Below are 26,536 nucleotides of genomic sequence, written 5' to 3' on the forward strand. Positions count from 1 at the left end.
GTGGTCGCGCAGGACAGTTCTGTCGCGGGGTCGCGCGGGACAGTTCTGTCGCGTAGTCGCACCTGACAGTTCTGGCCGCGGATCACCACGACGGGGCGCCGAACTCCCGACGAATCTCGTGGTGGGTCGGTTGCGGTCGGACTAGATTCTGTCCATGCAGGTCACGAACATCACCGTTGCGCTCCCCGTGTCCGACCTCGATCGGTCGATCGCCTGGTATCAGCGCGCGCTCGAGTTGGGCGATCCCGACGTCGCGCCCGACGAGGGCATCGTCGAGTTCGATCTCGGGGTGTTCTGGCTCCAATTGGTCGGCGCCACCGAGATCGCCGACGGCGGCACCCGTCCCGCGCCGAACCTCACGGTTGCCGACGCGGGGGCCGAACACCGACGGCTGACCGGACTCGGTCTCGACGTCGGCGCGCTCGGGCGGATCGAGGGCGTGGTCGAGTTCTTCGAGGTGACCGACCCGGACGGGAACACCATCGGCATCGTCACCGAACTCGCCGGGCAGTGATCGCCTGAGCAGTGCCCGACAACCTACCGCTGGTGTGGACGTCGTTCCGGCTCAGGAGAAGTCGCGGGTGATCCATCGGTCGATCCGGATCTCGACGTGCTCCGGGTACCGGCCGCGATTCCCACCGGAGACCTCCCAGTCGGCCCACCCGTCCACCTCCTCCGCCGGGAGGTATCGACTCCCGATGGCGACCAGCGCGTCGCGGCCGGCTCGGTCTTGGGCGATGACGGTGCCCTCCACGGTGACGTATTTGTACGGGACCTCCGGCTGCTGGACCGAGAAGGAGACTGCACCGGCGGCCCGGATGAGGCGTGACTTGCGTTGCCCGGCACGCGTGATCACCGACAGCGTGCCGCCCGGCCGATAGTCGAACCAGGTCGGGACGGTGAGTGGTGGCCGCCCCTCGTCGGCGGCGACGCTGAGGATCCCGACCCTCGGCTCGGCGAGAAATCTCTCGCGCTCCTGCGCGTCGAGCTTTCGCGGTGCGGTGTTGATGTGCTCGTCCGGTTGCCAGTCATCGCCCATGTGCATTGCCAACCGGATCGATCGCGCGGCGATTCCCTTGCGATCAGGATGAATCGACAGCGTCAACACAGGGACGGGCACTGCCGAAATCTGTACGTCCGCGGCCTGCCGATGACCATATGTCGACGACTCGCCTCAGGCGTACAGATTTCGTGCGGGATCGGGCGGTCGCGCTCGGCGTGCAGCGACCTCGGGCGCTCGAGCACGGGCGGTCGACACGGTGATCCGACCACCTGTCAGCGGTCGGGCATGTTTGCCCGACGACCGGTCCGGGAATCGGTGAATCACCATCGTTGCCGATCATCGTCGGCACCCGGACGCGAAGGAGTGAACCGCAATGAGCCATCCGAGCACCGACGAGCTGTCGACCGTTCAGCTGGTCGAACGGTTGCAACAACAGACGACGACCCTGGTACGCACCGAGGTGCGCAATGCACTCGACGAAGTGCGCACCAAGGGCACCCGCATCGGGGTGGGCGCGGGCATCTCGGGTGCCGGCACCCTGCTGGCCCTGTTCGGACTCGGCACGCTCGTCGCCGCCGCAGTCCTCGGGCTCGCTGTTGCGGTACCGGCGTGGCTCGCCGCGATCATCGTCGGTGGCGCACTCGTCGTCATCGGCGGCATCGTCGCGGCAGTCGGTGCCCAGCGCGCGAAGTCGGCTCTGCCGCCCGCACCGGAACAGGCCGTGCAGAGCATCCGGACCGACGTCGAGACCGTGAAGGAGCACCTCTAGATGACCGCCGCAGAACATGGGCCCAACGTGACCCCCAACAGCGATCTGCCGTCCGCCTCGGCCGACACACCGCCACCAGTCGAGCAGCAGCGCGAGGAGTTGGCGGAGACCGTCGACGCCCTGGTGCGCAAAGCCGATGTGCCTGCGCGGGTGAGTGCCGCCGCCACCGATGCCGCACAGTCCGCGCAGGCGACGGCCAAGGCCAACCAACCGGCACTCATCGGCGCCGCCGTCGCGGCTGTCCTGGCCGTCGTCGGTGTCGTCGTCGTGCGGCGCCGACGTCGGGAGGCGTGAGATGAGCGTGGTGTCGAAGGCCTTCTACACACCACTGTCGATCGGCACCAGTGTGCTCGGCGGTGTCGCCGCCGGGGCCGTCTTCTCCCAGATCTGGAAACGAGTCGCCGACACGCCGAATGCTCCAGATCCCAAGGACCTCCAGCGCAGCAACACCGAGGTCCTCGCTGCGGCAGCGCTGCAGGGCTTGGTGTTCGGGCTCGTACGCGCGGCGGTCGACCGGGCAGGCGCACGTGGTTATCGCGCGGTGACGCATGAGGACCCCACGTGATGACCTGATCCTGTTCGCTCCCGACCTCATCGCCACCGATTCCTCGTGTGTGCCGACGCGCCCGAGCGAACCGTGGTGATGAGAGCGGACCTGCGGCTCGGGACCGCACCCCGATCCCCCGTTCCCGGCGGGCGTGAGTTCTCGACGCGGACGTCGGTCGACCGGCCGGAGAGATCACCGAGGCGGTGTCCGCGACATCACACCGCCTCGGTCGATCACTCGGCTCGACACGTAACTGCCGTTGACAGCCCGATGAGACGAACCTAGAGTTTCGTCTCATGACGGAGGTACTCTCCACCACCGGATCTGCACGGATGGACGCCGGGCCGCGCCTCGACACCCCGACTCCGGCCGAGGTCACCCCGCTCGGACCCGACTCGCTGACATGGCAGATCTGGGGCACCTGGACCGGGATGCTCGGCGGCCTGTGGTCCGGCTCCATGCAGAACATGCACCCCAAGCTCGGCGCCGCGGTGTGGGAACACTCCGACTTCTTCGGCGAACGGTGGGAACGCCTGATGCGGTCGCTGTACCCGATCAGCGGGGTGGTCTTCGACCGCACACCGGACACCGGCCTCGAGGTCCGCGACTACCACCGCACCATCAAAGGACAGATGGACGACGGATCGCGGTATCACGCACTCGATCCCGACGTCTTCTACTGGGCACACGCGACGTTCTGGTACGGCAACGTCCGCTTGTGCGAGAAGTTCGGCCCACGGTTGTCAGAGGACCAGAAGCGGCAACTCTTCGAGGAGTCGAAGACCTGGTATGCGATGTACGGGGTGAGCATGCGCCCGGTGCCCGACACCTACGAGGACTTCCTCGAGTACTGGGACCACATGTGCCGCAACGTGCTCCGCGATCACCCAGCGGTGCGCACCGTACTGGACATCTCCGAACTGCCGCCGCCGCCGTGGATGTCGTGGATGCCGCGACGGATCTGGAGGCGACACGCCGCACCCCCGGTCCAGCGGTTCTTCGTCTGGCTGACCACCGGCCTCTACGACGAGCCTATCCGCGAGATGATGGGTCTGCGCTGGACGGACCGTGACGAGCGCGTGTTCCGACTGTTCGGCAAGGGTGTGGACCTCGTGATGAATCGCCTTGTGCCGTACCGCATCCTGCGGCACCCACGGCCGCGCGACGCCTGGGACCGGGTGTCCGGCCGTGTCGCCGCCGACGCCCCGCTGGTGGAGACACCTGTGCGCAATCTGCCGCCGGAGAGCGAGCGGGACAACCCGATGCACTACTGCCCGGTCCACGCCGCGCGACGTGCGACCTACCCGGGTCGGATCGATTGACCCGGATGCACAGTTGCGGATCGCCGGTCGGCCGCGGTGTGGTGGTCGATCAGCACTGTCGTTCGGATTCCTGACGCGTGAGCGGGACGTACTCTGCACCATCCACAGCACAGACCCATCAGGTGTCAGAAATCCGACAACCCCAGGGCGGACAGCCCCGCCAACCGAAATCAAGCCCGACCACCCCGAACAGCCCCTCCGCCCGGATTCCTGACCCTCCAGCGAGCCACACCGTGCACCATCCACAGCGCGGCCCCATCAGGTGTCAGAAATCCGACAACCTCAGGGCGCCCGTTCAGGCGCGTTCACCCGCCCGATAGCGCACGAACGCCGGGATCGCGAGCGCTGCAACGACGGTCAGCACGATCACTCCGATCCCGCCGCCGGCCGTGGCGACCGCGGTACCTGCCGTCGCCGCCGCGGCACCGTGCGCGACATCGGCGATCCGTGGACCGCCGGCGACCACGACGATGAACACACCCTGAAGTCGGCCACGCACCTCGTCGGTGGCGGCGGCTTGCAGCATGGTCTGCCGGAACGCGGCCGAGGCCATGTCGGCTGCACCGCCGACCATCAGCGCGACCAGCACCACCGGCAGCATCGGGATCGCGGTGCCCGACGCGAAGAACAACGCGCCACCGGCCACCACGATCGACAGCCCCCAGATGAGGATGCACACGATCACCGCGAGCCCCTGTCGCTGGACACGGACCACCCACCCGGAGAACACCCCGCCCAGGACCGCACCCAACGGGATCGCCGCGAACAGCAACGCAAAGGCGATGCCACCACCTTCCGGCCCGCCGAAGTTCTCGTGGGCCATCTGCGGGAACAACGCCCGTGGCATGCCGAAGATCATCGCGATGAGGTCGACCAGGAAGCTGGCCATCAGTACCTTGTGATGTCGCAGATAGACGAATCCGTCTATCACCGAACGCAATCCGGCAACCGGACGCGGCTGGTCCGGATCCCGGTCCGGCCGCAGACGGGGCAGCGCGATCACCGCCCACAGCGTCGCGAACAGGCAGACCGTGTCGACAAGGTAGAGCAACGAGTAACCGAGGACCGGGATGAGCGCACCGCCCGCCAACGGCCCGGCGATCGCGCCGGCCTGCATCACCGTCATGTTGAGCGAGTTCGCGGCCGGCAGCTCGGTCAGCGGTAACAGCCGAGGGAGGACGGCGGTGCGAGTCGGCTGGTTGACCGCGAAGAAGGCCTGCTGAGCGGAGAACAACCCCAGCAGGAGCCAGACGTTCCCGACACCGAGCGCCGACTGCAACCAGAACGCAGCACTGCACAGGATCAGCCCGACGGTGGTGATGATCAGGATCACCCTGCGGTCGAAGACGTCGGCGAGCGCGCCGCCCCAGAGCCCGAAGATGACCAGCGGGACCAATCCGAAGATGCCGGTGAGGCCGACATAGGCCGAGCTGCCGGTGATCTGGTAGATCTGCGCGGGCACCGCCACCACCGTCAGCTGCGCGCCGATCACCGTGACGATGTTGGCGATCCACAGTCGGCGGAAGTAGACGTTGCGTAGCGGAGTGGTGTCGGCGAGCAGCCTCGCCATCAGGGCTGGAGTCTTTCCGCCTGCCAGCCGTCGGTACCCAGGGTGAGCCGCGCACGGTTGTGCAGTCGGTTCGCACGGCCCTGCCAGAACTCGACGACGGTCGGGGCCAGACGGTAACCACCCCAGCGAGGGGGCAGCGGGACTGCGGTGTCGCTGTCCGGCCCACCCAGCTCGTCGGCGACGGCGGCAGCTTTCGTCTCGAGGTCGATGCGGCTGTCGATCGGTTGCGACTGTTCGGATGCCAACGCCGACAGCTGCGAACCCCGCGGTCGGCGAACCCAGTACGCGAGGGACTCCTCGACGGGAACCGGGGTCACGGCGCCACGGAAATGGACCTGTCGCTCCAGGCCGATCCACGGAAATGTCACCGCGGCATGAGGATTGGCTGCGAGATGACGTCCCTTGTCGGAGTCGTAGCCGGTGAAGAAGACGATGCCGGACTCGTCGGCGCCCTTGCACAGCACCGTGCGTGTGGACGGATGACCGTTCTCGTCGACAGTCGCCACGACCATGGCATTCGGTTCGGCGATCCGTGCATCGACCGCCTCACCCAGCCACACCCGGAACAGCTCGAGCCACGGAGGATCGCCACGCAGCCAGCTGGGGTCCAGGTTCTCGCGGATACCGTCGGCACCCGCCGCGCGATCGCCTTCGCCGATGTTCGGCGGGATTCCGCCGCCGTATCCGACCCGCATGTCGGGGAGGTCTACCGGTTGATCCACCACTCTGAGAGAGGCTACTCCCGCCGCTGGTTACTCCCCGGTATGCCACCGGTGGTGACCTGGCCTACAGTGCATCTGTGCTCCCCATGCGGGGTGTCCGACCCTCTGCCCCGGGTCGATCAACACGCCGCAGTGTCGACGATGAGGTGGTGCCCGATGGCTGGCAACGTTCCCGACGATTTCGTTCCTGGTCTGGAGGGCGTGGTCGCCTTCACGACCGACATCGCCGAACCGGACAAGAACGGCGGCAACCTGCGATATCGCGGTGTCGACATCGAGGACCTGGTCGAGAACCACGTCACCTTCTCCGACGTCTGGGCGCTGCTCGTGGACGGCCAGTTCGGCAACGGGCTCCCGCCCGCGGAACCGTTCCCCCTCCCCATCCACACCGGTGACGTGCGTGTCGATGTGCAGGCGGCGCTGGCCATGCTCGCACCGATCTGGGGCTATCAGCCCCTGCTGGACATCGACGATGCGACCGCACGCGACAACCTCGCCCGTGCGTCGGTGATGGCGTTGTCGTACGTCGCGCAGTCCGCACGCGGCATCCATCAGCCTGCGGTGCCGCAGCACGTCATCGACGAGTGCGAGACCGTCACCGCGCGGTTCATGACGCGATGGAAAGGCGATCCCGACCCGCGCCACATCCGCGCCATCGACGCGTACTGGGTCAGTGCGGCCGAGCACGGACTCAATGCCTCCACGTTCACCGCGCGGGTCATCGCCTCCACCGGCGCCGACGTCGCGGCCGCGCTGTCGGGTGCGATCGGTGCCATGTCGGGACCGCTGCACGGCGGGGCGCCCGCGCGCGTACTCCCGATGATCGCCGAGGTGGAGAAGTCCGGCGATGCCCGTGCCCTGGTCAAGGGAATCCTCGACCGCAAGGAGAAGCTGATGGGCTTCGGCCACCGGGTGTACCGGGCCGAGGACCCGCGCGCCCGCGTGCTGCGGCGCACCGCCCGCGAGCTCGACGTGCCGCGGTACGAGGTGGCGGCGGCCCTCGAGCAGGCTGCGCTGACCGAGCTCCGGGAGCGTCGGCCCGATCGTGCGATCGAGACCAACGTCGAGTTCTGGGCGGCGGTCATCCTCGACTTCGCCGAGGTGCCGACGCACATGATGCCTGCGATGTTCACCTGCGGCCGTACCGCGGGATGGTGCGCCCACATCCTCGAGCAGAAGCGGTTGGGCAAGCTCGTCCGGCCTGCCGCGATCTACACCGGCCCGGGTCCCCGACGCCCCGAGGACGTCGCCGGCTGGGACGAAGTGGTGCCGCCCGGGTTGTGACCCGATGTGGCAGGTCGCGAGCTTCTGCTACCCGACGTCCCGTCGGTCGAACGCCGCGCGACCCACGGCGATCAGCCCGACCGCGACCACGAGCATGACGATCAGCGGCGTCCCCCGCACCGGTTCCAGTGGGACCGTCGGCGTGTGGGTGAACGGCGAGATGTCTCGAACCCATTGCGGCAGCTGGAACATCCCGGCCAGAGGCCCGAGCAACAACGCACCGAGCACCACCAGCCAGCCGGCGGGAGCCGACCTCGGGGCGAGTCCGTAGAGCAGCATCGCCGACCCCACGATCACCGTCGCCGCGGGGAGTTGCACCGCGGTGGCCCGAGCCGCATCGGCGAAGGCCGATCCGGCATCACCGCCCGCAGCAGCAGTCCCGACACCCAAACCGAGTGTGGTGGCGACCAGGATGGCGACCACGCCGCCGACCGCCACCGCGACGTGGGCGAGGTAGAGCCGACTTCGCGAGGTCGGTGTCGCCAACAACACCTCCACCCGTCCCGCCGACTCCTCCGATCGGAGTCGGGAGATGACCGCGACCGACCACGCGCTGGCCGCGACGGCGAGAAACGCGCTCATCGTCGACGTGAACAACGCGCCCAGAGATGCGGACACCCCAGCGGCGCCGACGACGTCGGCGAACAACTGATTGCCCTCGGCCAGTTCGTCGACGGACGGTGCGATGGCGCCGACCACGAGGGCGTACACCGCGATGGCAACCGTCCAGGCCACAGCCTGCGACCCGAGCAGCCGCACGGCCACCGCCCCGACGTCGGCGAGACGGGTCGTCGATGCGGGGCCTGGCCGGGGTGCGAGCAGACCGGCCCCCAGATCCCGACGCTCGGCCACCACACCTGCCAGCCCGACCGCCAGCACGAACACCAGGATCGACGCACCAGCCCACCACAGGTCGTCCGCACCGAACGGATCGATCAGCTCGGCCCATCCCACCGGGCTCAGCCAGCGCAGCCATCCCCATCCGTCGACGATGTCGGCGGCCCCGCGCAGCACGTAGCCGCCGAGCACCATCGCCGTCGCGGTCAGGTTGGCCAGATGGGCGGTGGTCGCGACCTGCGCGGCCACCAGCGCGACCCCGGCGGCGGCCATCCCGGTGGTCGCGTATTGGGCGAAGACGCAGACGACGTCGATCGCCCCGGCCCCGAGCGGGATCAGCATGAGCGACATCGCCAGACCCACGACGACGCAGTAGACGACCGCGACGATGGTCGCCGTGGCGATCGGCGCGAGTCGGCCCGTCGCGCCGGCCCGCACCATCTCCACGCGGCCCTGCTCCTCGTCGCGCCGCGTGTGCCTGGTGACCGCCAGGGCGACACACACGGCGAAAGCCGCGATCATGAACAGCCCCGCCCGCCACACGGTGATCGCCGCGGTCGATTCGACCGACTGCAGCGGACCGAGCAGGAAACGGAACGCCGCATTCGCTCCCGGCCCCTGCTGCAGCGCGACGCGGTCGGCGGCCTCGGGATACATGCTGACGATCGAGCCGGCGGTCGCGGCGTTGATCATCAGGAACAACAGGACCGTCGTCGGCGCGATCACGCGTTCGGCCCGTGACGCCGGACCCAGCAGCACTCGGGTGCCGGCGAATCTCGAAGTGCGTATCGGCAATTCGGTGCACGATACGGCGACGCTCATGCCGCGCCGCCCTCGTTGGCGGCACCGTGCACGCCGGAACCGTCGTGAGCTCCATCGTTGTCACCGTGTCCATCGTTCTCACCGTCGCCATAGGCGTGTAGGAACAGTTCCTCGAGGCTGGGCGGTTCGATGGTGAGGCGCCGGACGTCGAGACCGGCGAGAATGCGCGTCACCTCGCCCAATCCGGTGTCGTCGACGGTGAAGGTGACCGACTCCCCCTGCACCGCGAGATCGTGGACGGCGATGGGGGTGGCGAGCGCCGAGGTGTCACCGACCACGGTCGCATTCACCCGTGATCGCCGCAGGTGTCGGAGCTCGGTGAGTGTGCCCGACTGCACGGTGCGGCCGGCCCGGATGATCGTGACCGTCTCGCAGAGCTGCTCGACGTCGGCGAGGATGTGGCTCGACATCAGGATCGCCGACCCGGCCGCAGCGCGCTCCCGCACGCATTCCGCGAACTGATGGTTCATCAGCGGATCGAGACCCGACGTCGGCTCGTCGAGGATCAGCAGGTCCGTGTCGGCGCACAGGGCGGCGATCAGCGCGACCTTCTGTCGATTGCCCTTGGAGTACGTGCTCGCCCGTTTGGTCGGGTCCAACTCGAACCGTTCGACGAGTTCGGCACGTCGGGGTGCCGCCGCTGCCCGCACCCCGCGCAGCGACAGCAGCAGGTCGATGCACTCACCGCCGCTCAACGACGGCCACAGCGTGACATCGCCCGGTACGTAGGCCAGGCGGCGGTGGATGGACACGGCGTCGGCGCGCGGCTCGGCACCGAACACCCGCACTTCCCCGGAGTCGTAGCGGTACATACCCAGCAGCACGCGGATGGTCGTCGACTTGCCTGCGCCGTTGGGACCGAGGAACCCGGCGACCTCCCCTGCCCCCACCCGGAGGTCGAGCCCGTCGAGCGCTGCGAACCGCCCGAACCTCTTGTGCAGATCGCGAACCTCGATCACCGGCGCGGCTCGCCCCTGGTCCTCGATCGCGGCGTGCTCGCTCATCGTCGATCCTCTTGATAGGACACCACCGCGTCGAGCAGTGTCGGGTCGGTCATGATCCCGTGGACCGCCATCTCGGTCGCGGGGACGACGACGCGGTCGACATAGGCGCGCAGGATGGCGCCGACGTCGGACCAGTCGTCGGGCGGATGCATCGTGATGTCGACGAGCAAGGTGCCCATCGAGTAGGAGACGAGATACCGGGCGCGGGCGGCCTCGTCGAGGGATGGTCGGATCGCCCCGGATGCGACACCGTCGCGGACCGTCTTCTCGACATCGACTGCGAGATGGTCGAGGAGGTCGCGGGCCATCTGGCCACCCGCCTGGACGCTGCGGATCAGATACACGATGCGTGGGCCGTCCTCCTCGAGAACGTCCATCCGGCCCATCAATGCGCCGAGCACCGACCCGTTGGGGTCGGACGCGAGCTTGGCCGCATTCGCTTGTCGGGTGAGCGCCAGCACATGGTCGTCGCACTCTGCCCGCAGCGCTTCCTTGCTGCCGAAATGGTGGATGACCAGCCCCGGGCTCACTCCCGCCGCCTCCGCGATGGTCCGCACCGTGGCGCCGAAGCCCTCGCGAGCGAACACCTCGACGGCCACATCCCGAACCCGCGCACGCGTCGACCGATCGTCGGGCGGAGTGGATCGATCGTCGACTGAACGCATATACAACATATTAAACGCGCGTTCAGCGCTGAGTCAACGAGTCGCCCACTCCGTCGACCGTGCGCGCTGATTCGTCGACCGTGCGCTCCGATTCGTCGACCGTGCGCTCCGATTCGTTGATCGTGCGCTCCAGATCATCGACCGTGCATCTACCCCGACAGTTCAGTAGCCGCCGCGAGACTTCAGGGCCTTGTCGATCTCGACCACCACTCCGAAGGGGTTCTGCCGCAGTCGGGATCCCCGGACACGGATCATCAGCCAACCGAGATCGAACAACGCCTGGTCACGTTGCGAGTCGGCCGATTGCTGCGATGGCGACGAATGGAACTCCTCGCCGTCGTACTCGATCCCGATCTTCAGCGCTTCGTATCCGAGGTCGATGCGCGCGAACACCACACCTCGCCGATCCCGTACCTCGATCTGAAGGTCGGGCGTCGGGAGATCGGCTGTGAACATGAGGTAGCGGACCCAGCTCTCCGGCGGAGACTCCGACCGCGCATCCACGAGTCGCGCGAGGTCGCGAGCTTGGCGGACGTACCGAACCCGACGCTGATCATCTGCGTAATCGGCCAGCTCTCTCGGATCGATCGGAGTGGCCCGGGCCAGCATGTCGACGTACCCGAGCGCACGCCACGGCGGACGAACTCGCAAGAGATCGAAGGCCGTACGCACGGGAGACGTCACCCGGATTCCGTCGACGACCACCACATCGGAAGCGGCGAGATCGAGGCGACGCGCGCTTGTGCTGACCGCAGCGCGCCCGGAACCAGTAGGTCCGCGGATCAACTCGACGTCGAAGTCTGCGTCATACCAGGCGGTTCCATGCACGATGCTCGCGGCGGTTCCGCCGACGACTGGTTCGCCCTGAGCAGCGCCGACCACAGCGATTATGCGTTCCCGAGCCGTGAGCAGCCGAGAGCGCGCGATCGAGTGGACTCCACGGAGACCGCGGAACGCCGCGTCGAAATCCGACGTCGCCATCTGCGACTCCAACTTCTCGCGCCGACGCACGATACTCACGTCGGTGCTCATGGACTCGACCACTGTCATGCGATTGTTGACGTCGAGTCGGAACATCTGGTTCCCGCCCGCACACGAAACTTGGCCGCGCTCGACGGACCACGACAGCCAGTCGAGGACGCACGACGCACGATCGACGAGTTCGAGCGCACGATCGACGACCTCGAGCGCACGATCAACGCACTCGAGCGCACGATCGACGAGCAGGCCGCGCATCCAGGCCCGACGCCCGGGTGGCGGACGCCACATCCCTAGACTGGCGGCATGAGTGACACCGCGCCCGAATCGATCACCATCCCCGCCGACCTCAAGCCGGCCGACGGCCGGTTCGGATGCGGACCGTCGAAGGTCCGCCCGGAACAGCTGCAGTCGCTCGTCGACACCGGCGCGTCGGTGTTCGGCACCAGCCACCGCCAGGCACCGGTCAAGAACGTCGTCGGCGAGATCCGCTCCGGACTCGCCGATCTGTTCGCCCTGCCCGACGGCTACGAGGTCGTGCTGTCCAACGGCGGCACCACCGCATTCTGGGACGCGGCCTCCTTTGGGCTGATCAAGCAGCGGTCGCTGCACCTCACCTACGGCGAGTTCTCGTCGAAGTTCGCGACGGTCGCCAAGAAGGCCCCATTCCTCGATGAGCCATCGGTGATCTCCACCGATCCCGGCACCGCTCCCGATCCCGCCGCGCTGACCGCCGACGACTTCGGCGGCGTCGACCTGATCGGTTGGGCGCAGAACGAGACCTCGACCGGCGTCGCGGTCCCCGTCAGCCGACCGGCAGGCTCGGCCGACGCCCTGATCGCGATCGACGCGACCTCGGGCGCGGGTGGTCTGCCGGTGAACGTCGCCGACGCCGACGCCTACTACTTCGCCCCGCAGAAGTCCTTCGCCTCCGACGGCGGCCTGTGGATCGCCCTGCTGAGCCCGGCCGCGCTCGAGCGCATCGCGCAGATCGCCGAGACCGACCGCTGGGTCCCCGAGTTCCTGTCGCTGCCGACCGCCGTGGACAACAGCTCCAAGAACCAGACGTACAACACGCCGGCCGTGGCCTCCCTGCTGCTGCTGAACAACCAGATCCGCTGGATGCTCGACCAGGGCGGCCTGGACTGGTGCGTCGCACGGACTGCCGACAGCTCACGCCGCCTCTACGAGTGGGCCGAGGCCAGCGAGTACGCGACGCCGTTCGTCACCGACCCCACTCTGCGCAGCCAGGTCGTCGGGACCATCGACTTCTCCGACGACGTCGATGCCGCCGCGGTCGCCAAAGTGCTGCGCGCCAACGGGATCGTCGACACCGAGCCGTACCGCAAGCTGGGGCGCAACCAGCTCCGGATCGGCATGTTCCCGGCGATCGACCCCGAGGACATCTCGCAGCTGACCCGCAGCATCGATCACGTGGTCGCCGCGCTCTGAGCGCTGCCCTCCTGATCCTTCACCGCGGGTGCGAGATCCGCGGGTCCCTCCACACTCGGTAGCCTGGAGCACAGCGGTCACATACGCCACTGTGTTCCCCTGGGAACCGTGCGTCACAGCCTTGTTGAACTGCGGTTTTGCCGCGTGTCCAACCGGGCGGCGGCGCGTCGAGGAAGTACTGTGACCCCAATGCCCGCACTCGTGGTCGGAGGAGGAGGAGCAGATGCGTGAACTTCGCGTGGTCGGTGTAGAGGCCGACGGCAGCCATGTCATCTGCCAGGACCCGCAGTCCGGCGACAAGTTCCGCGTCGCGGCCGACGAGCGATTGCGTGCGGCTGCCCGGGGCGACATCTCCCGTCTGGGACAGATCGAGATCGAGATGGAGAGTTCATTGCGCCCCCGCGAGATCCAGGCCCGAATCCGTGCCGGCGCCAGTGTGGCCGAGGTGGCCGCGCTCGCCGGTGTCCCGGTCGAGAAGATCGAACGTTTCGCGCATCCGGTGCTTCTCGAGCGAACCCGCGCGACCGAACTCGCGTCTCTGTCACATCCGATCCGCGAGGACGGACCGGCCGTCGCGACGCTGGGTGAGGTGGTCACCGAAGCCCTCACCCTGCGCGGCAACAGCCCGCAGGACGCGGAATGGGACGCCTGGAAGGGCGAGGACGGCTTCTGGGTCGTCCAGATCAGCTGGCTCGTCGGACGCAGCGACAACCATGCGCACTGGCGCTTCCACCCTGGCGCACACGGCGGTACCGCCGACCCGCTCGACGATCTCGCCGACGAGCTGACCCACCCCGAGGCCATCACACCGCATCGTCGACTCACCCCGGTCGCCGCTCCCCCGGAACTCGCCGTGCACGTGGAGACCGTCGACGACCACGACGAGGTGACCGTCGACGCGGACTCGCTGATCGGCGCGCAGCGCGCACGACATCTGCCGCCGCAGTCCGACGAATTCGGTACCGTCGCGATCGATTTCGGCTCGCCGACCGTCGACGATTCCGCTGAGCAGGAGGTGTTCGAGACGCCCGCTCACCCGGTCCCCGACACGCGCCCGACCGTGGAGCACGCTCAGCCGGAACCGGCGGCCTCGGCCGACGCCGACACGTCTCCCGCCGAATCGCAGCCGGCCAAGAACCGTCGTCGCAAGTCCCGCAAGCCGGCCGTGCCGGCGTGGGAAGACGTGCTGCTGGGTGTCCGCAGCAACGGGAACAGCTGAGTCCACTCGATGTCGGCTCGCGCTGTCACCCTGTGGTTGCTCGACCATCCCGATCCGGCCGGTCTGGTCCGCGCGGGCCTCACCGGCAACCTCGACGCCGCCCGTGATCTCGCCGGGCGCGTGTACCCCGACAACGTGCTCGTCCCGGTGGTCGACACGAACCTGGCCGCCGCTGTCGCTGCAACCGATCCCCACGTCTACGTGGGAGCATTCGGTCCGATCGCGGTGATCACCTGCGGACTCTTCGCGACCACCACACCGTCCGACCTGACCCGCACGGTCGCCGCACTGCACCCGACCGGCTCGACGGTCCTGCTCGTGACCGACCCGGCGAGCACCGTCGGGGCGTTCGCACGGTGGGACGAAGGCGAACTGAGGCGCTCGTTCGCCGCCACCCCGGTCAGCATCACCGAGGACATCGGGCTCCCCTACGTCTTCGAGAAGACCTACTGGGCGGGCGATCATCCGCTGCAGTACGCGAACGGCCACGACCCCGAGCCGTTCGCGCTGCCGTTCCATCCGCAACAGCTCGCCGAGGACGCGAATCGCGACTGGGTCGGCTTCCGGTTCACCCATCCCCTCGCCCCGACCGACACCGATCCCGCGCGTATCCCGGTGACCGGCTTCGCAATCCACCCGGCCGGCTACGTTCCGCCACCGGTGCCCAACCTCGACGCCCGCACCGCGGGCCCGACGCCGGCGGCACCGCCGTCGGTTCCGGAATCAGCTCCTCACCGTGGCCGTATCGCACGCTACTTCGGCTTCGGCGGTCGCTGAGACCGACCTGCCGGGACACGTGTCCCCGGCAGTCAGCGTCCCATCGTGAGCAACGCGATCGACGACCCGATCCCGGCGAGCAGCCCGATCATCGTGCCCCACACTATCCACCGCCAGACCGGTCGATCGCGCAGGTCCCACAGGGTCCAGCCGACTCCGATGCAGACGATGCCCACCGCGCCGACCCCCACCCACTGCGCCAACTGACCGACCAGTTCGTAGACACCGACGAGCAGGAACGCGATGAACACGGCAAAGATCGCGCTCACCATCAGTCCGGTCACCCATGGGGTCGGCTCACCCGACGGTCGGTCGAGGCCGCGGGCGACCCCCGCCCAGTCCGGCGCGGCGATCGGGAGGGACGTGCCCTCACCGGACTCGTCGATGCCGGCCGCCTCGGCCTCCCCGACATCGTCGGCCGGTGGGTGCTCGGTGGGCGGACGAGTCTGATCCCGATCCTCGGTCACGAGATGGGCGCCTCCCGTCGCGCGCGCTCGTAGAACGCGATGGCCGCCGCGGTCGCGACGTTGAGCGAGTCTGTGCCCCGACTCATCGGGATACGGGCGCGGACGTCTCCGGCCCGCATCGCGGTCTCGGTCAGGCCTGGCCCCTCGGCGCCCACCATGAACGCGACCCGTTCTGCGTCGACCGCGTCGGCGAGGGCCACCGACCCCGGGTCCGGGGTCAGCGACACGATGCGGAAGCCATTCGAGCGGAGCGTCTCCAGATCGGCAGGCCAGGCCTCGGCGGACGCGAACGGAACGAGCAGCGCGTGGCCCATCGACACCCGGACGCAGCGGCGGTAGAGCGGGTCGGCGCACCCGGCACCGAACACGACCGCGTCGACGCCCAGCCCCGCGGCGTTCCGGAAGATGCTGCCTATGTTCTCGTGGTCGTTGACGCCCTCGAGGACCGCCACGGTCCGCGCATCCTCGATCACCGACGCGATGTCCAGAGTCGACGGTCTGCGGGCCACGGCCAGAACCCCGCGGTTGAGGTGGAAGCCGACCACGTCGGCCATCACCTCGGCGGTGGCCCGATAGAACGGCACCCCGGCGAGGGCGGGATGGGTGAGGTCGTCGGCGAGTTCCCCGAGGCGTTTGTCGACCCCCAGGAACGCGTGGGGGGCGAATCGGGAGGCGATCATCCGCTGGGCGACGAGCACGCCCTCGGCGATCACCAGACCTTTGCCGGGGCGACCGCCGGGCAGTGCCGGCAGGTCGGGCCTGCGGTCGACCGAGTTGAGATCACGGAAGTCGTCGACGCGGTCGTCAGCGGGATCGATGATGTCGATCACGTCGACGGCGAGGTTCGGCACCTGAGTCAGTCTGCCAGAGGGACACCCCGGGGCGGAGTGCGGCGATGCCGGGTCGGTATGCCACCGTTGACTGGTGAACACCACGCCTTCTCCGGCCGAGGGGCTGACGCTGCGGCGCGCCACCGACGCCGACTGGGACAACATCATCGCCACCGATGCGCGTGCCTTCGTGATGCGCAATCCGCTGCCCGACGCCGAGCGCGCCGACCTACGCGGCAAGGTGGACGATTCAGATGTGGTCGTCGTGTACGACGAGGCCGGTCCACCGCCGCCGCGGCTGGTCGGCGTGTCGATGTACTACCGCCTGCCGATGACGCTCCCCGGTGGCGACGTCGCCGACACCGCTGGGCTCTCGTGGGTGTCGGTCGCCGCCACGCACCGACGCCGGGGCATTCTCCGGCGGATGATCACCGAACTGTTCGATCAGTGGGAATCCGAGGGGCAGGTCTTCGGCATCCTCACCGCGAGCGAGGCGACGATCTACGAGCGGTTCGGGTTCGGGCCGGTCTGTTTCGCCCATGACGTCACGGTCGATCTCTCCCGGACCAGCATCCGACAGGAAGCCGACGCGCAGGCGACGGTCCGTTACGGCACCGCCGAGGAGGTGGCCGCGCGCATACCGGAGATCCACGACCGGTGGACCAGGACCCGCGCCGGCGCGCTCGGCCGGTCGGCTGCCTGGTGGAAGCCGATCCTCGCCGACCGCAAGTCGCAGCGCCCCTTCGGCAGCAGCGGGCTCCACTACCTGCTGCACCAGGACGGTTATGCCAGCTACCGGATCAACACCGCCACCGACCCACGGCGCGGCGACATCTCGGAGATCGTCGCCGTCACCGATGCGGCGCACACCGATCTGTGGCGGGTGCTCTCCGGCCTCGATCTGCTGCCGACGGTCACCGCGTCGATCCCGGTCGACGACGCCCTTCCGGTCAAACTCACCGACCGCCGTGCGGCACAGGTGACCGGGATCAGCGACAAGATGTGGCTCACCATCCTGGATGTGCCTGCTGCACTGGGCAAACGGAAGTACTCCGGCGATCTCGACGTGGTGCTCGAGGTGACCGACGGGTTCCGCGGACGCGCGGGCGTCTACGACCTCTCGGTGCGGGGAGGCGGCGCGATCGTCGCTCCGTCGACAGCGGAACCGACCGTGCGCCTGGACATCTCGGTGCTGTCGAGCATCTATCTCGGCGGCATCGACGCCCGTTCGTTCGCTGCTGCCGACCGCCTGTGGACCGACTCCCCCGAGACGCTCACGGCCTTCGACCTCGCGTTCGCGACAGACCGCGCGCCGTACTCGGGCACCTTCTTCTGACGGCTGTCGGGCGACTGCGCCGGGTGCGCCGGTCCGGCGCGGTCAGCCGTCTGCGGCGTTGGTGATCTTCGCGAAGATCGGGAGGACGTCGGCCAATGCCTGACGCTCGTCCGCGGTGAGTTCGGCGAGTCGGTCGCTCAACCACTCCTGACGGGCGGCGCGCTCGGCGGTGATGACCTCCTCGCCCAGCGGCGCGAGTGTCACGATCGCCTGCCGTCCGTCGGTGGGGTGGGGCTCGCGCCGGATCATCCCCAAATCGGCCAGCGAGGCGATCACTCGCGTCATCGACGGCGGCTGCACCCGCTCGGCGGCCGCGAGGGCGCCGGGTGTCATGGCGCCGTCCTGATGCAGGGTGTGCAGCGCCGACAACTGGGTCAGGGAGACGACCTTGCTCGCACGCCGCAACCGCAGGCGCCGGGCGAGTCGGACGACCGCGAGCGACAGTTCCCCGGACAAGCTGTCGTCACCGTTCGGTGCGTTCACGACGACAAGACTAGAGCAGAGTCAGCGATCGCGGGACACAGGTCAACGATCGTTCCACCGAGCGAACTCGTCGGGTCCGTCCCAGGTCAGCCGATCAGATCGGAGATCGGTCCGCGCGCGAAGTAGAGCGCGAAGAGGATGGCGACACCCCACAGCAACGGGTGCACGGACCGGATCCGGCCGCGTGCGGTGGCCAGGACCACCCAGCTGATGAACCCGACACCGATGCCGTTGGCGATGGAGTAGGTGAACGGCATCGTCACGATGGTGAGGAAAGCCGGTAGCGCGTAGTCGAATCGGGTGAAGTCGATGCTGCGGACCTGACCGATCATCAAGGCGCCGACCACCACCAGCGCCGGTGCGACCGCCTCGAGCGGCACGATCTCGTACAGCGGTGTCAGGAACATGGCGGCCAGGAACAGTACACCGGTGACGAGGTTGGCGAGGCCCGTACGCGCGCCCTCGGCGATGCCGGACGCCGACTCGACGAACACCGTGTTGGACGACGCCGAACCGACACCGCCGGCGACCGCGCCGGTGCCCTCGACCACCAGCGCGCGCCCGATGCCGGGCAGGTTGCCCTTCTCGTCGGCGAGGCCGCCCTCTTTGCCCAGGCCGGTCATCGTGCCCATCGCGTCGAAGAAGTTGGACAGAACGAGGGCGAAGACCAGGACGGAGGCGGCGAGGACGCCGATCCGGGTGAAGGCACCGAACAGGTCGACGTCCCCGACGAGGCTCAGATTCGGGAGGCTGCCCAGTCCATCCGGGAGGTCGGGAACCGACAGACTCCATCCCTTGGGATCCTTCACGCTGGAGCCCAGGTCGAAGACCGCCTCCAGGATGACCGACACGACCGTCGTGATGATGATGCCGATGAGGAGGCCGCCCGGTACGCGCCGGACCACGAGGATGCCCATCAGGAGCACTCCGAGCGCGAAGATGAGCGTCGGGACCGTGGTGATCGAGTTGTCGGCGCCGAGTTGGACCGGGACGGTGGTGCCTGCGGCATCGGGGATGCGCTTGACGAAGCCGGCGTCGACGAAGCCGATGAACGCGATGAAACAGCCGATGCCCGCGGCGATGGCGGCCTTCAGTTCGTCGGGTACGGCGTTGAAGACCGCGGTCCGGAATCCGGTGACCGCCAGCAGGACGATGATGATGCCGTCGATGACGACCAGGCCCATCGCCTCGGGCCAGGTCACCTGCGGTGCGATGGTGACCGCGAGCAGGCTGTTGATGCCCAGGCCCGCCGCGATCGCGAACGGGTAGTTCGCGACGAGTCCGAAGATGATCGACATGACGCCTGCCACCAGCGCGGTGACCGCTGCGACCTGTGCCAGTGGCAGTACGTTCCCGAGGACGTCGGCGTTCTTGTCGCTGCCCGGCAGACCGCCGATGATGATCGGGTTGAGCACCACGATGTAGGCCATCGTGAAGAAGGTGACCAGGCCGCCACGGATCTCGCGGTTGAAGGTGGACCCGCGCTCGCTGATCTTGAAGAACCGGTCGACCGGGTTCGTCGCGACGGTCGCGGTCGGCGTCGTCGGATGCGCCTCGGTGCTCACCGTGTCCGGGGTCGCCCCCGTCCCCACGTCCGCGGTTCCCGCGTCCGTCGTGTCACCCTCCGGTGTCGTCACCGGCCTCTCGGCGGGTCCGGGCTCTGCCGGTCCGGTCGAACCCGACGATCGTGCGTCGGATGGTTGCGGGCTGGGCGAATTCGGGTCGGTCATCGAGACGGAATCCCCCTTCGACGTCGGCGGGGCCTGGGTGGCGGACACACCGAAAGCTACCCTGATGGCATGTCGGACGCAGCGCACATCCCCGAACTCCCGCGTGTGGTGCGCGCTCCCGAGCCGTTGATCATCGTCGGGATGGTCATCTGGGCGGTGGCGACCGTCGTGGTGTGGACCACCGGCTGGGGCGGCGAGCGGACCGGGTGGGTGTGCGTCGTCGGGCTCGCCGTCGGAATCCTCGGCACCACCATCGTGCTGGTGCAGCGGGCCGGGGTGCGCCGCGGGGACCGCGGCGCCCAGCAGGGTCTGGACTGAGCGGCTCAGACCGATGATCGCGCAGCGGGATACGCCCTCAGAGCGGCGGTGGCGCCGACGATCGCCGCGCTGACATATGAGTCGTCCAACGCACGGTCACTCACCTGCGTGAGACTCTGCAACTGCCCGACCACCAGGCTGTAGGCGACGTCCACCGGTATCTCGCCGATCTCCCCCCGCGCGCGGGCCCGATCCAGGATCGCCGCGATCACCCGCAACCGCGGAGCCACCATCGTGTCCGCGACGGCAGCCGACAGGCCAGGCTCGCGACGCAACTCGGCGACCAGCGCATCACCGAGGTCTGCCGGCCGCAGGCACATCACCTCGGTCAGCCGTTCGACGAAACTCGCGACGTCGGAATCCATTCGTCCGGTGTCGATGTCGTCGATCTCCGCTCGACGCGAAGCAATGGCCGCGGCGACCAGATCGAGTTTGGTGGGCCACCGCCGATAGACGGTTGCCGAGGACGTCCCCGCACGGGCGATGATCGCCGAGACAGTCACTTTCGCGTACCCGTGTGCGCTGATCAAGTCGAACGCCGCATCGAGGATGGCGCGGTCCGCTGACGGATCGCGTGGCCGCCCTCGGATCACCGAACCAGATGACACCACCTCCATGGCCTGGAGCATATCGGATGTGCTAGGTTTCGAAACATCGTCATTTCGAAACAATCGCGTTTCGCTCACTTTGCCGATCGGAGCAGTCGATGACCGAGCTGGATCTCACTGCGGTGCGCACTCGTCTCGGACGGATCGGTGCGCATCTGCCCTTCATCCCGTTCACTCCCGCCGTCCCGGCCGCCGAGCAGATCGAAGCAACTCGCCGGTGGGAACGTGCAGGCGTGTCGACGGTGTGGATCAACGAAGGCGTAGGCGGCAAGGACATACTCGCGCAGGCGGGAATCCTGTTGTCCGCCACCGAGGAGGTCACCATCGCGACAGGAATAGCGAACGTGTGGGCACGGCCACCGCAGACCGCGGGCGGCGGATCTGCGTCACTCTCAGAGGCATTCGACGGCCGGTTCGTCCTGGGTGTCGGAGTCGGATATCCCGAGCAGGCCGACGTCATCGGACGGACCTTCACCCGACCGCTCGAGATCGCTCGCGGCTACCTCGACCGCCTCGACGATGTCGTGGCCATGTCACCCGCACCGGAGGTGCGGGTACCCCGCCTCTTGGCCGCGAACGGCCCGCGCATGCTGGGGGTCGCCCGCGACCACGCCGACGGCGCGATCCCCACGTTGGTCCCACCCGCGTTCACCGAACGGACCCGACGGTTCCTGGGCCCTGACAAAGTACTCGCGGTCGGACTCACCATCGCCGTCGATGACGACGCCGAAGTTGCTCGGCGGATGGTGGGCGACTTCGCGGCACGAGTTCTCGGACACCCCGACAGTCCCTACGCGGACAACCTGATCCGGCTCGGATACCGGGCGGACGAACTGTCCACACCGAGCGACCGGGTCATCGAGGACCTGTTCGGGTTCGGCCCTCCGGGCGCGATCGCCGAGGCCATCGACCGGCATCTGCACGCAGGCGCCGATCACGTGTGGCTCTCCTCCACTGCGCCCGACTTCGCGACCAGCGTGACACAGATCGAGTCCGTGGTCGGCACTCTCACCGCACAGGGGCGATACACGTCGGTGTGAGCCGGTGTCACCCCGCGATGATCGCCGACAGCCGGTTCTCCACCATCCCCACCGCGTAGCCCAGCATCTTGTAGGCCTCGTTGGTGGTCTGACCGTGGTAGTAGCGGTAGTAGATCTGCTGCGCGATCACCGCGAGGCGGAACATCCCGAACGCCTCGTACCAGCGCCACCGGTCCGCGTCCATGTCGAAACCCATCCGCTCGCAATAGCGTTCGACGAACTGCGCTCGGGTGATCATGCCCGGTACATGGGTCGGCACCCGACGCGTCAGCTGGAACTGCTCGTCGTCGTCGGCCTGCACCCAGTACGCGAGGGAGCCCGCGACGTCCATCAGCGGATCACCGAGTGTCGCCATCTCCCAGTCGAGGATGCCGATGACCCGGGTGACGTCCTGGGGGTCGAGGACGACGTTGTCGAGTTTGTAGTCGTTGTGGATGACGCAGTTGGCGATGTCGTCGGGCTGGTTGTCGGCGAGCCAGGTCATCGCCGACTCGTAGTCGGGGACGTCGTCGGTGCGCGCGTTGCGGAATCGCGTCGACCACCCCTCGACCTGCCGGCGCACGTACCCGAGTCCCTTGCCGAGGTCGGCGAGCCCGGCCTGCTCGGGATCGACCGAGTGCAGCTCGACCAGCACGTCGATGACGTTGTGACACAGCCGCTCCGCCTGCTCCGCCGACAGCGGGACGTCGGCAGGCCACTCGCTGCGCGGGATGACCCCCTCGATCCGACCCATGACATAGAAGTCGGCGCCCAACACCGCCTCGTCGTCGCAGAACGCGACCATCGGCGCGATGTAGGGCAGCACCGGGGCCAACTGCGACTGAATCCGGTACTCGCGGCGCATGTCGTGTGCGCCGCGCGCCTTGGTGCCCCGCGGCGCCCGACGCAGGATCAGATCACGCTCGGGGTAGCGCAGCAGATACGTCAGATTCGATGCGCCGCCGGAGAACTGACGGACCTCCGGGGTCTTGTCCAGACCGGGTTCGTCCCTCGCTGCCGTGCGCAACCAGTCCGCGACCGCCGCGATGTCGAACGAATCCTCCGAACGGACCTGCCGCGCGCCCGCCACCTCGCCACTCATCGCGCGCCGTCCGATCCGCTCTCGGGGGTGGCGTCGGCGATCGCGTTCAACTTGCGTGCCTGTTTGCGCATCACCGCGTCGTAGGCGGCGCGATCGTCACGCTTGAGCCCCACCGCAAGACGTGCGGCGTCGTCGGGGACGATCACGTCGTCGCCGGCGTCGATCCCGGCGAGCACCGCATCGGCGATGTCCTCAGCACTGATCGGCGACTGCTCGACGAGCACGCTCATCACACCGGCGAGCGCCGAATCGGCACCCTGCATCGACGCCATGAGGTTGGTCCGGAAGTACGAGGGGCACACCACATGTGCGTGCACACCGTACTGGGCCAGTTCGTGCCCGACGGTCTCGGTGAACGCGACCACCGCGGCCTTGACCGCGTTGTAGGACCCCATGCCGGCCGGATGCACCAGACCGGCCAGCGAGGCGATGTTGACGATCTCGCCACTGCCCTGCTCTTTGAAGAGCGCGGCGAAGGTTGCGACACCGCGCACCACACCGAAGAGGTTGATGTCGGTGATCCATCGCCATTCCTCGATGGTGGCCCGGTCGACGCGACCGCCACCGGCCACGCCGGCGTTGTTCACCAGGATGTCGAGTCCACCCCAGCGCTCGCGCACGGCGTCGAGCGCACGCGCCCAGTCGGAGTCGGAGGTGACGTCGAGTTCGAGGTCGGCGCCGGTACCGGGTCGATCCGTGGTGAGTACCTGGTCGCCGCGAGAGGTGAACGCCGCGGTCAGCGCCGCCCCCAATCCACCTGCGGCACCGGTGATCAGCACTCTCCGCCCGGTCACTTGTACTTGCCCAACTCGATACGGGCCACGACGTTGCGATGGACCTCGTCGGGGCCGTCGGCCAGCCGCAGCGAGCGCGCCCCCACCCACGCCGCAGCCAGCGGGAAGTCGTCGCTCAGACCGCCACCACCGTGTAGCTGGATCGCGAGGTCGATGACCGACAGTGCCATGTTGGGCACATCGACCTTGATCTCGCTCACCGCCGACAATGCCTCGCGCGACATTCCCTGATCGAGCAACCACGCCGCGTGCAGCACGAGCAGGCGCGACCGGTTGATCGCGATCCTGGCATCGGCGATGCGCTCGGCATTGCCACCCAGGCGGGCCAGTTGCTTGCCGAACGCCTCACGTTCCAGCGCGCGGCGCACACCGAGCTCCAGAGCACGCTCGGCCAGGCCGATGGCGCGCATGCAATGGTGCACGCGCCCGGGCCCCAGGCGCCCCTGCGCGATCTCGAATGCCCGGCCCGGCCCCAGCAGGATGTTCGACGCCGGGACCCGCACGTCGGTGAAGCTGACCTGTCCGTGTCCGAGGGGCTCGTCGAAATAGCCCATGGTCGACAACATCCGGTCGACGGTGACTCCCGGTGTGTCGATGGGGACCAGCACCATCGTGTGCTGCCCGTGGCGCTGCGCCTCCGGATCGGTCAGCCCCATGAAGACCAGGATCTTGCAGTCCGGGTTCCCGACGCCGGTCGACCACCACTTGGTCCCGTTGATGACCACCTCGTCGCCGTCGAGCACCGCGGTCGCGGCCATGTTGGTCGCATCCGACGACGCCACCGCCGGCTCGGTCATACAGAATGCGCTGCGGATCTCCGCCCGTAGCAGCGGCTCGAGCCACTGCGCACGCTGGTCGTCGGAGCCGTAACGCAGCAACACCTCCATGTTGCCGGTGTCGGGGGCATTGCAGTTGAACACCAACGGCGCCAGCGCCGAGCGACCCATCACCTCCGCGATCGGCGCATAGTCGACATTGCTCAGGCCCTCACCACCGTCGGTGCCGAAGTCGACGGCGTAGCGACCGGCATGCTCCTTGGGCAGGAACAGATTCCACAGGCCCTGAGCGCGCGCCTTCTCCTGTAGCTCGGCGATCACCGGCGACGGTGTCCACGGGTCGCCCCCCGCTGCCCGACGACGAGCGATGTCGGCGTGCAGCTCGCCCTCCACCGGATCGAGCTCGGCGGCGACGAAGTCGCGCACCCTGTCACGAAGATCGGCCGACCGAGCCGACGGGGTGAAATCCATGTACCCGACCGTAGCCGTCGGTCGGTGCGGATGGTCACCGAACCGTCGGGTGGATCGGTAGCGGCCGGTAGCGGCCGATGTCGCCCAGCGACACTTACTGCTGATCCGCCGTCCTCGGCACCCGGGAGACGAGCACAGCGCACACGACCACCCACACCGCGCCGATGACCCAGCCCGCGATCACGTCGGTGGTCCAGTGCACGCCAAGGACCACACGGGAGATCCCGACGAGGACCGCCCAGACCGGGGCGAGAAGCAGTACGGCCGGGTGGTCGTGCACCCAGGTGCTGATCCGGTACGCCGCGACCGCGATCAGGCCGAGGACGACCGTGCTCATCATCGCGTGTCCGGATGGGAACGAGAACGTGTCGATGTCGATCAGCCGGTCCCGGACCGGCGGACGATCACGTTGGAACAGCGCCTTGGTGCCCAGCATCAGCAGGTAGCCGACCAGTGATCCGGCGCCGACCAGCATGGCCTCGGCGCGGTGCCCGCGGATGGCCAGGGCGATGGTCGCGACGACCACGACCGCTGTGAGTACCACCGTGTTCCCGGTGATCGTCACTGCGTGGGCGATCGCCTCCGCCGGCGCGGTCCGATGCTCGACCACCCAGTCGGTGATCGAGCGGTCGAAGTCTCCAGAGGTCAACTCCATCGTCGACGCATTCGACGACATCCCTGGTCAGCACGGGCCCCACCCGGCTGTGGCCGCGTATCCAAGTCGGCCGCAAGCCCACCGCAAGTCATACGGGCAACCCTAGCGGTGCACCGAGAGCCGACCCACCTTCCGATCCGGGCCGGTCTTGAGCATCGACGTCCACCAGTCCGCACGACCACCGACACCGCGACCACCAGTTAGTACCCGAGGAGTTCGACATGACCACCGCCACCCCGACCGCAACCGTCCCGCAGCTGAACCTCCCCGGTCAGGCGGCCGCTCCCGCAGGTCGCGCCGACACCTTCATGATGTATCTGATGCACCACGGTTACCGCCGCGACCTGGATGACTTCGTCGCGTGTGTGCCGTTGACACCGGTCGCGGACCGCGCGACATGGCGAGCACTCGCGGCTCGGTGGACGGCCTTCGCCGACGCGCTCCATCACCACCACACCGCAGAGGACGAGCACCTGTGGCCGGCCCTGCACGCACACTCGACCGACGACGAGGCCGCGGTGCTCGACGCGATGGAGGCCGAGCACAGCGAGATCGACCCGCTGTTGGCGCGCTGCGCATCTGGCTTCCAGCAGATGGTCGATGCCGGAGATGATTCGGTCCGAGGCGATCTCGCGACGACGTTGATCGCGGCGACGGAGTCGTTGGCACGTCATCTGGGGCACGAGGAGAGCGAGGCGATGACGTTGGTGCAGAAGTACTTCGACCACGACGGATGGTCGGCGCTGGAGAAGAAGTTCGGCGCGGACATGAAGCCGACCGACCTGTTCTGGATGATCCCCTGGCTGCTCAAGGGATTGTCGTCTGCGGATCGGGCCGATGTCATGGGCCGCGTACCCGCCCCCATGCGTCTCATCGGGCGCATCGCCGAACCGTTCTTCCGCCGGACCGAGCGTCGAGCCTTCTTCTACGACGCCCGGCCACAGGCGGCATAGGTGCGAGCAGAACTCCCGTGTGC

At 68.2% G+C, this 26,536-nt stretch carries 29 protein-coding genes; 13 read left to right on the forward strand and 16 right to left on the reverse strand.

The genetic code is table 11. From position 1 onward, the window contains the following. Positions 1–154: 154 nt before the first annotated feature. Positions 155–514 carry a VOC family protein gene (locus GS4_RS10445; protein WP_007620294.1) on the forward strand — a complete coding sequence of 120 codons (360 nt, stop codon included), beginning with the start codon at positions 155–157 and terminating at the stop codon, positions 512–514. Between the two features lie 51 nt (positions 515–565). Here the strand turns inward: GS4_RS10445 and GS4_RS10450 are convergent, their stop codons facing one another. Beyond that, the gene (locus GS4_RS10450; RefSeq protein WP_245555620.1) at positions 566–1,120 is read right to left on the reverse strand and encodes a pyridoxamine 5'-phosphate oxidase family protein; all 555 of its coding nucleotides are present in this window, start codon (positions 1,118–1,120) and stop codon (positions 566–568) included. A gap of 256 nt (positions 1,121–1,376) precedes the next feature. Between GS4_RS10450 and GS4_RS10455 the strand changes: the two genes are divergently transcribed. From GS4_RS10455 to GS4_RS10470, 4 genes are all read left to right on the forward strand, one after another. Further along, entirely contained in the window at positions 1,377–1,772 is a 396-nt protein-coding gene (locus GS4_RS10455; RefSeq protein ID WP_007620306.1) for a phage holin family protein, read from the forward strand. Continuing rightward, entirely contained in the window at positions 1,773–2,066 is a 294-nt protein-coding gene (locus tag GS4_RS10460) for a DUF3618 domain-containing protein (RefSeq protein WP_007620307.1), read from the forward strand. A gap of 1 nt (position 2,067) precedes the next feature. Beyond that, positions 2,068–2,337: a DUF4235 domain-containing protein gene (locus tag GS4_RS10465; protein ID WP_007620308.1), complete on the forward strand. Its 270-nt coding sequence runs from the start codon at positions 2,068–2,070 to the stop codon at positions 2,335–2,337. A gap of 314 nt (positions 2,338–2,651) precedes the next feature. Further along, complete coding sequence (locus GS4_RS10470; protein ID WP_040510234.1) at positions 2,652–3,641, forward strand: oxygenase MpaB family protein; 990 nt, start codon at positions 2,652–2,654, stop codon at positions 3,639–3,641. A gap of 295 nt (positions 3,642–3,936) precedes the next feature. Here the strand turns inward: GS4_RS10470 and GS4_RS10475 are convergent, their stop codons facing one another. Both GS4_RS10475 and pdxH read right to left on the reverse strand, forming a co-directional pair. Next, a complete protein-coding gene (locus GS4_RS10475) occupies positions 3,937–5,211 on the reverse strand; it encodes an MFS transporter (protein WP_007620310.1) in 1,275 nt (424 codons plus the stop codon). Further along, entirely contained in the window at positions 5,211–5,906 is a 696-nt protein-coding gene (pdxH, locus tag GS4_RS10480) for a pyridoxamine 5'-phosphate oxidase (protein WP_439644619.1), read from the reverse strand. The genes GS4_RS10475 and pdxH overlap by 1 nt, the downstream gene beginning before the upstream one ends. Before the next feature lie 183 nt (positions 5,907–6,089). Here pdxH and GS4_RS10485 point away from each other — a divergent pair, with 183 nt between their 5' ends. After that, positions 6,090–7,217, forward strand: coding sequence for a citrate synthase 2 (locus tag GS4_RS10485; RefSeq protein WP_007620312.1), 1,128 nt, complete (start codon positions 6,090–6,092; stop codon positions 7,215–7,217). Positions 7,218–7,244: 27 nt separating this feature from the next. On the opposite strand, the gene GS4_RS10490 is transcribed toward GS4_RS10485, so the two are convergent. From GS4_RS10490 to GS4_RS10505, 4 genes are all read right to left on the reverse strand, one after another. Next, positions 7,245–8,876 (reverse strand): ABC transporter permease, encoded by a 1,632-nt coding sequence (locus GS4_RS10490; protein WP_007620314.1) that lies wholly within the window; start codon positions 8,874–8,876, stop codon positions 7,245–7,247. Continuing rightward, a complete protein-coding gene (locus GS4_RS10495; protein WP_007620316.1) occupies positions 8,873–9,880 on the reverse strand; it encodes an ABC transporter ATP-binding protein in 1,008 nt (335 codons plus the stop codon). Before GS4_RS10495 ends, GS4_RS10490 begins: the two co-directional genes overlap by 4 nt. Then, positions 9,877–10,545 carry a TetR/AcrR family transcriptional regulator gene (locus tag GS4_RS10500; RefSeq protein ID WP_040510163.1) on the reverse strand — a complete coding sequence of 223 codons (669 nt, stop codon included), beginning with the start codon at positions 10,543–10,545 and terminating at the stop codon, positions 9,877–9,879. The genes GS4_RS10495 and GS4_RS10500 overlap by 4 nt, the downstream gene beginning before the upstream one ends. Before the next feature lie 162 nt (positions 10,546–10,707). Next, the gene (locus GS4_RS10505) at positions 10,708–11,577 is read right to left on the reverse strand and encodes an endonuclease domain-containing protein (RefSeq protein ID WP_245555621.1); all 870 of its coding nucleotides are present in this window, start codon (positions 11,575–11,577) and stop codon (positions 10,708–10,710) included. 252 nt (positions 11,578–11,829) lie between these two features. Between GS4_RS10505 and serC the strand changes: the two genes are divergently transcribed. The 3 genes from serC (at position 11,830) to GS4_RS10520 (ending at position 14,971) form a co-directional block, all read left to right on the forward strand. Then, positions 11,830–12,975, forward strand: a complete 1,146-nt coding sequence (gene serC, locus GS4_RS10510; protein ID WP_007620321.1) for a phosphoserine transaminase — start codon at positions 11,830–11,832, stop codon at positions 12,973–12,975. A 223-nt stretch (positions 12,976–13,198) separates the two neighbouring features. Next, complete coding sequence (gene sepH / locus GS4_RS10515; RefSeq protein ID WP_007620323.1) at positions 13,199–14,194, forward strand: septation protein SepH; 996 nt, start codon at positions 13,199–13,201, stop codon at positions 14,192–14,194. 9 nt (positions 14,195–14,203) lie between these two features. Beyond that, the gene (locus tag GS4_RS10520) at positions 14,204–14,971 is read left to right on the forward strand and encodes a DUF6928 family protein (protein ID WP_007620325.1); all 768 of its coding nucleotides are present in this window, start codon (positions 14,204–14,206) and stop codon (positions 14,969–14,971) included. A gap of 32 nt (positions 14,972–15,003) precedes the next feature. Here the strand turns inward: GS4_RS10520 and GS4_RS10525 are convergent, their stop codons facing one another. Both GS4_RS10525 and GS4_RS10530 read right to left on the reverse strand, forming a co-directional pair. Further along, on the reverse strand, positions 15,004–15,324 hold the full coding sequence (locus GS4_RS10525) for a DUF2537 domain-containing protein (RefSeq protein ID WP_051989695.1): 321 nt from the start codon (positions 15,322–15,324) through the stop codon (positions 15,004–15,006). A gap of 110 nt (positions 15,325–15,434) precedes the next feature. Further along, on the reverse strand, positions 15,435–16,289 hold the full coding sequence (locus GS4_RS10530) for a TrmH family RNA methyltransferase (RefSeq protein ID WP_007620329.1): 855 nt from the start codon (positions 16,287–16,289) through the stop codon (positions 15,435–15,437). 73 nt (positions 16,290–16,362) lie between these two features. On the opposite strand from GS4_RS10530, the gene GS4_RS10535 reads away from it, so the two are divergent. Beyond that, positions 16,363–17,604, forward strand: a complete 1,242-nt coding sequence (locus GS4_RS10535; protein ID WP_007620330.1) for a GNAT family N-acetyltransferase — start codon at positions 16,363–16,365, stop codon at positions 17,602–17,604. A 42-nt stretch (positions 17,605–17,646) separates the two neighbouring features. Here the strand turns inward: GS4_RS10535 and GS4_RS10540 are convergent, their stop codons facing one another. Together GS4_RS10540 and GS4_RS10545 are read right to left on the reverse strand one after the other, a co-directional pair. Beyond that, positions 17,647–18,087, reverse strand: coding sequence for a MarR family transcriptional regulator (locus tag GS4_RS10540; RefSeq protein WP_040510165.1), 441 nt, complete (start codon positions 18,085–18,087; stop codon positions 17,647–17,649). 86 nt (positions 18,088–18,173) lie between these two features. Next, a complete protein-coding gene (locus GS4_RS10545; protein ID WP_245555626.1) occupies positions 18,174–19,652 on the reverse strand; it encodes an NCS2 family permease in 1,479 nt (492 codons plus the stop codon). A 234-nt stretch (positions 19,653–19,886) separates the two neighbouring features. On the opposite strand from GS4_RS10545, the gene GS4_RS10550 reads away from it, so the two are divergent. Then, positions 19,887–20,135, forward strand: a complete 249-nt coding sequence (locus GS4_RS10550) for a DUF2530 domain-containing protein (RefSeq protein ID WP_007620336.1) — start codon at positions 19,887–19,889, stop codon at positions 20,133–20,135. Positions 20,136–20,140: 5 nt separating this feature from the next. Here GS4_RS10550 and GS4_RS10555 read toward each other — a convergent pair whose 3' ends face one another. Next, on the reverse strand, positions 20,141–20,752 hold the full coding sequence (locus tag GS4_RS10555) for a TetR/AcrR family transcriptional regulator (RefSeq protein WP_169331478.1): 612 nt from the start codon (positions 20,750–20,752) through the stop codon (positions 20,141–20,143). A gap of 89 nt (positions 20,753–20,841) precedes the next feature. Here GS4_RS10555 and GS4_RS10560 point away from each other — a divergent pair, with 89 nt between their 5' ends. After that, positions 20,842–21,783: an LLM class flavin-dependent oxidoreductase gene (locus tag GS4_RS10560; protein WP_007620340.1), complete on the forward strand. Its 942-nt coding sequence runs from the start codon at positions 20,842–20,844 to the stop codon at positions 21,781–21,783. Positions 21,784–21,790: 7 nt separating this feature from the next. On the opposite strand, the gene GS4_RS10565 is transcribed toward GS4_RS10560, so the two are convergent. The 4 genes from GS4_RS10565 to GS4_RS10580 form a co-directional block, all read right to left on the reverse strand. Further along, positions 21,791–22,864, reverse strand: coding sequence for a phosphotransferase family protein (locus GS4_RS10565; RefSeq protein ID WP_007620342.1), 1,074 nt, complete (start codon positions 22,862–22,864; stop codon positions 21,791–21,793). Then, the gene (locus GS4_RS10570) at positions 22,861–23,658 is read right to left on the reverse strand and encodes an SDR family NAD(P)-dependent oxidoreductase (protein ID WP_040510167.1); all 798 of its coding nucleotides are present in this window, start codon (positions 23,656–23,658) and stop codon (positions 22,861–22,863) included. Before GS4_RS10570 ends, GS4_RS10565 begins: the two co-directional genes overlap by 4 nt. Then, positions 23,655–24,905 (reverse strand): acyl-CoA dehydrogenase family protein, encoded by a 1,251-nt coding sequence (locus tag GS4_RS10575; protein ID WP_007620352.1) that lies wholly within the window; start codon positions 24,903–24,905, stop codon positions 23,655–23,657. Before GS4_RS10575 ends, GS4_RS10570 begins: the two co-directional genes overlap by 4 nt. Before the next feature lie 94 nt (positions 24,906–24,999). Next, positions 25,000–25,560, reverse strand: coding sequence for a phosphatase PAP2 family protein (locus tag GS4_RS10580; RefSeq protein WP_007620354.1), 561 nt, complete (start codon positions 25,558–25,560; stop codon positions 25,000–25,002). Between the two features lie 221 nt (positions 25,561–25,781). Here GS4_RS10580 and GS4_RS10585 point away from each other — a divergent pair, with 221 nt between their 5' ends. Continuing rightward, positions 25,782–26,513: a hemerythrin domain-containing protein gene (locus tag GS4_RS10585; protein ID WP_007620356.1), complete on the forward strand. Its 732-nt coding sequence runs from the start codon at positions 25,782–25,784 to the stop codon at positions 26,511–26,513. Positions 26,514–26,536 lie beyond the last annotated feature (23 nt).

The sequence above is a fragment of the Gordonia soli NBRC 108243 genome, assembly GCF_000334455.1.
Taxonomy (GTDB): Bacteria; Actinomycetota; Actinomycetes; order Mycobacteriales; family Mycobacteriaceae; genus Gordonia; species Gordonia soli.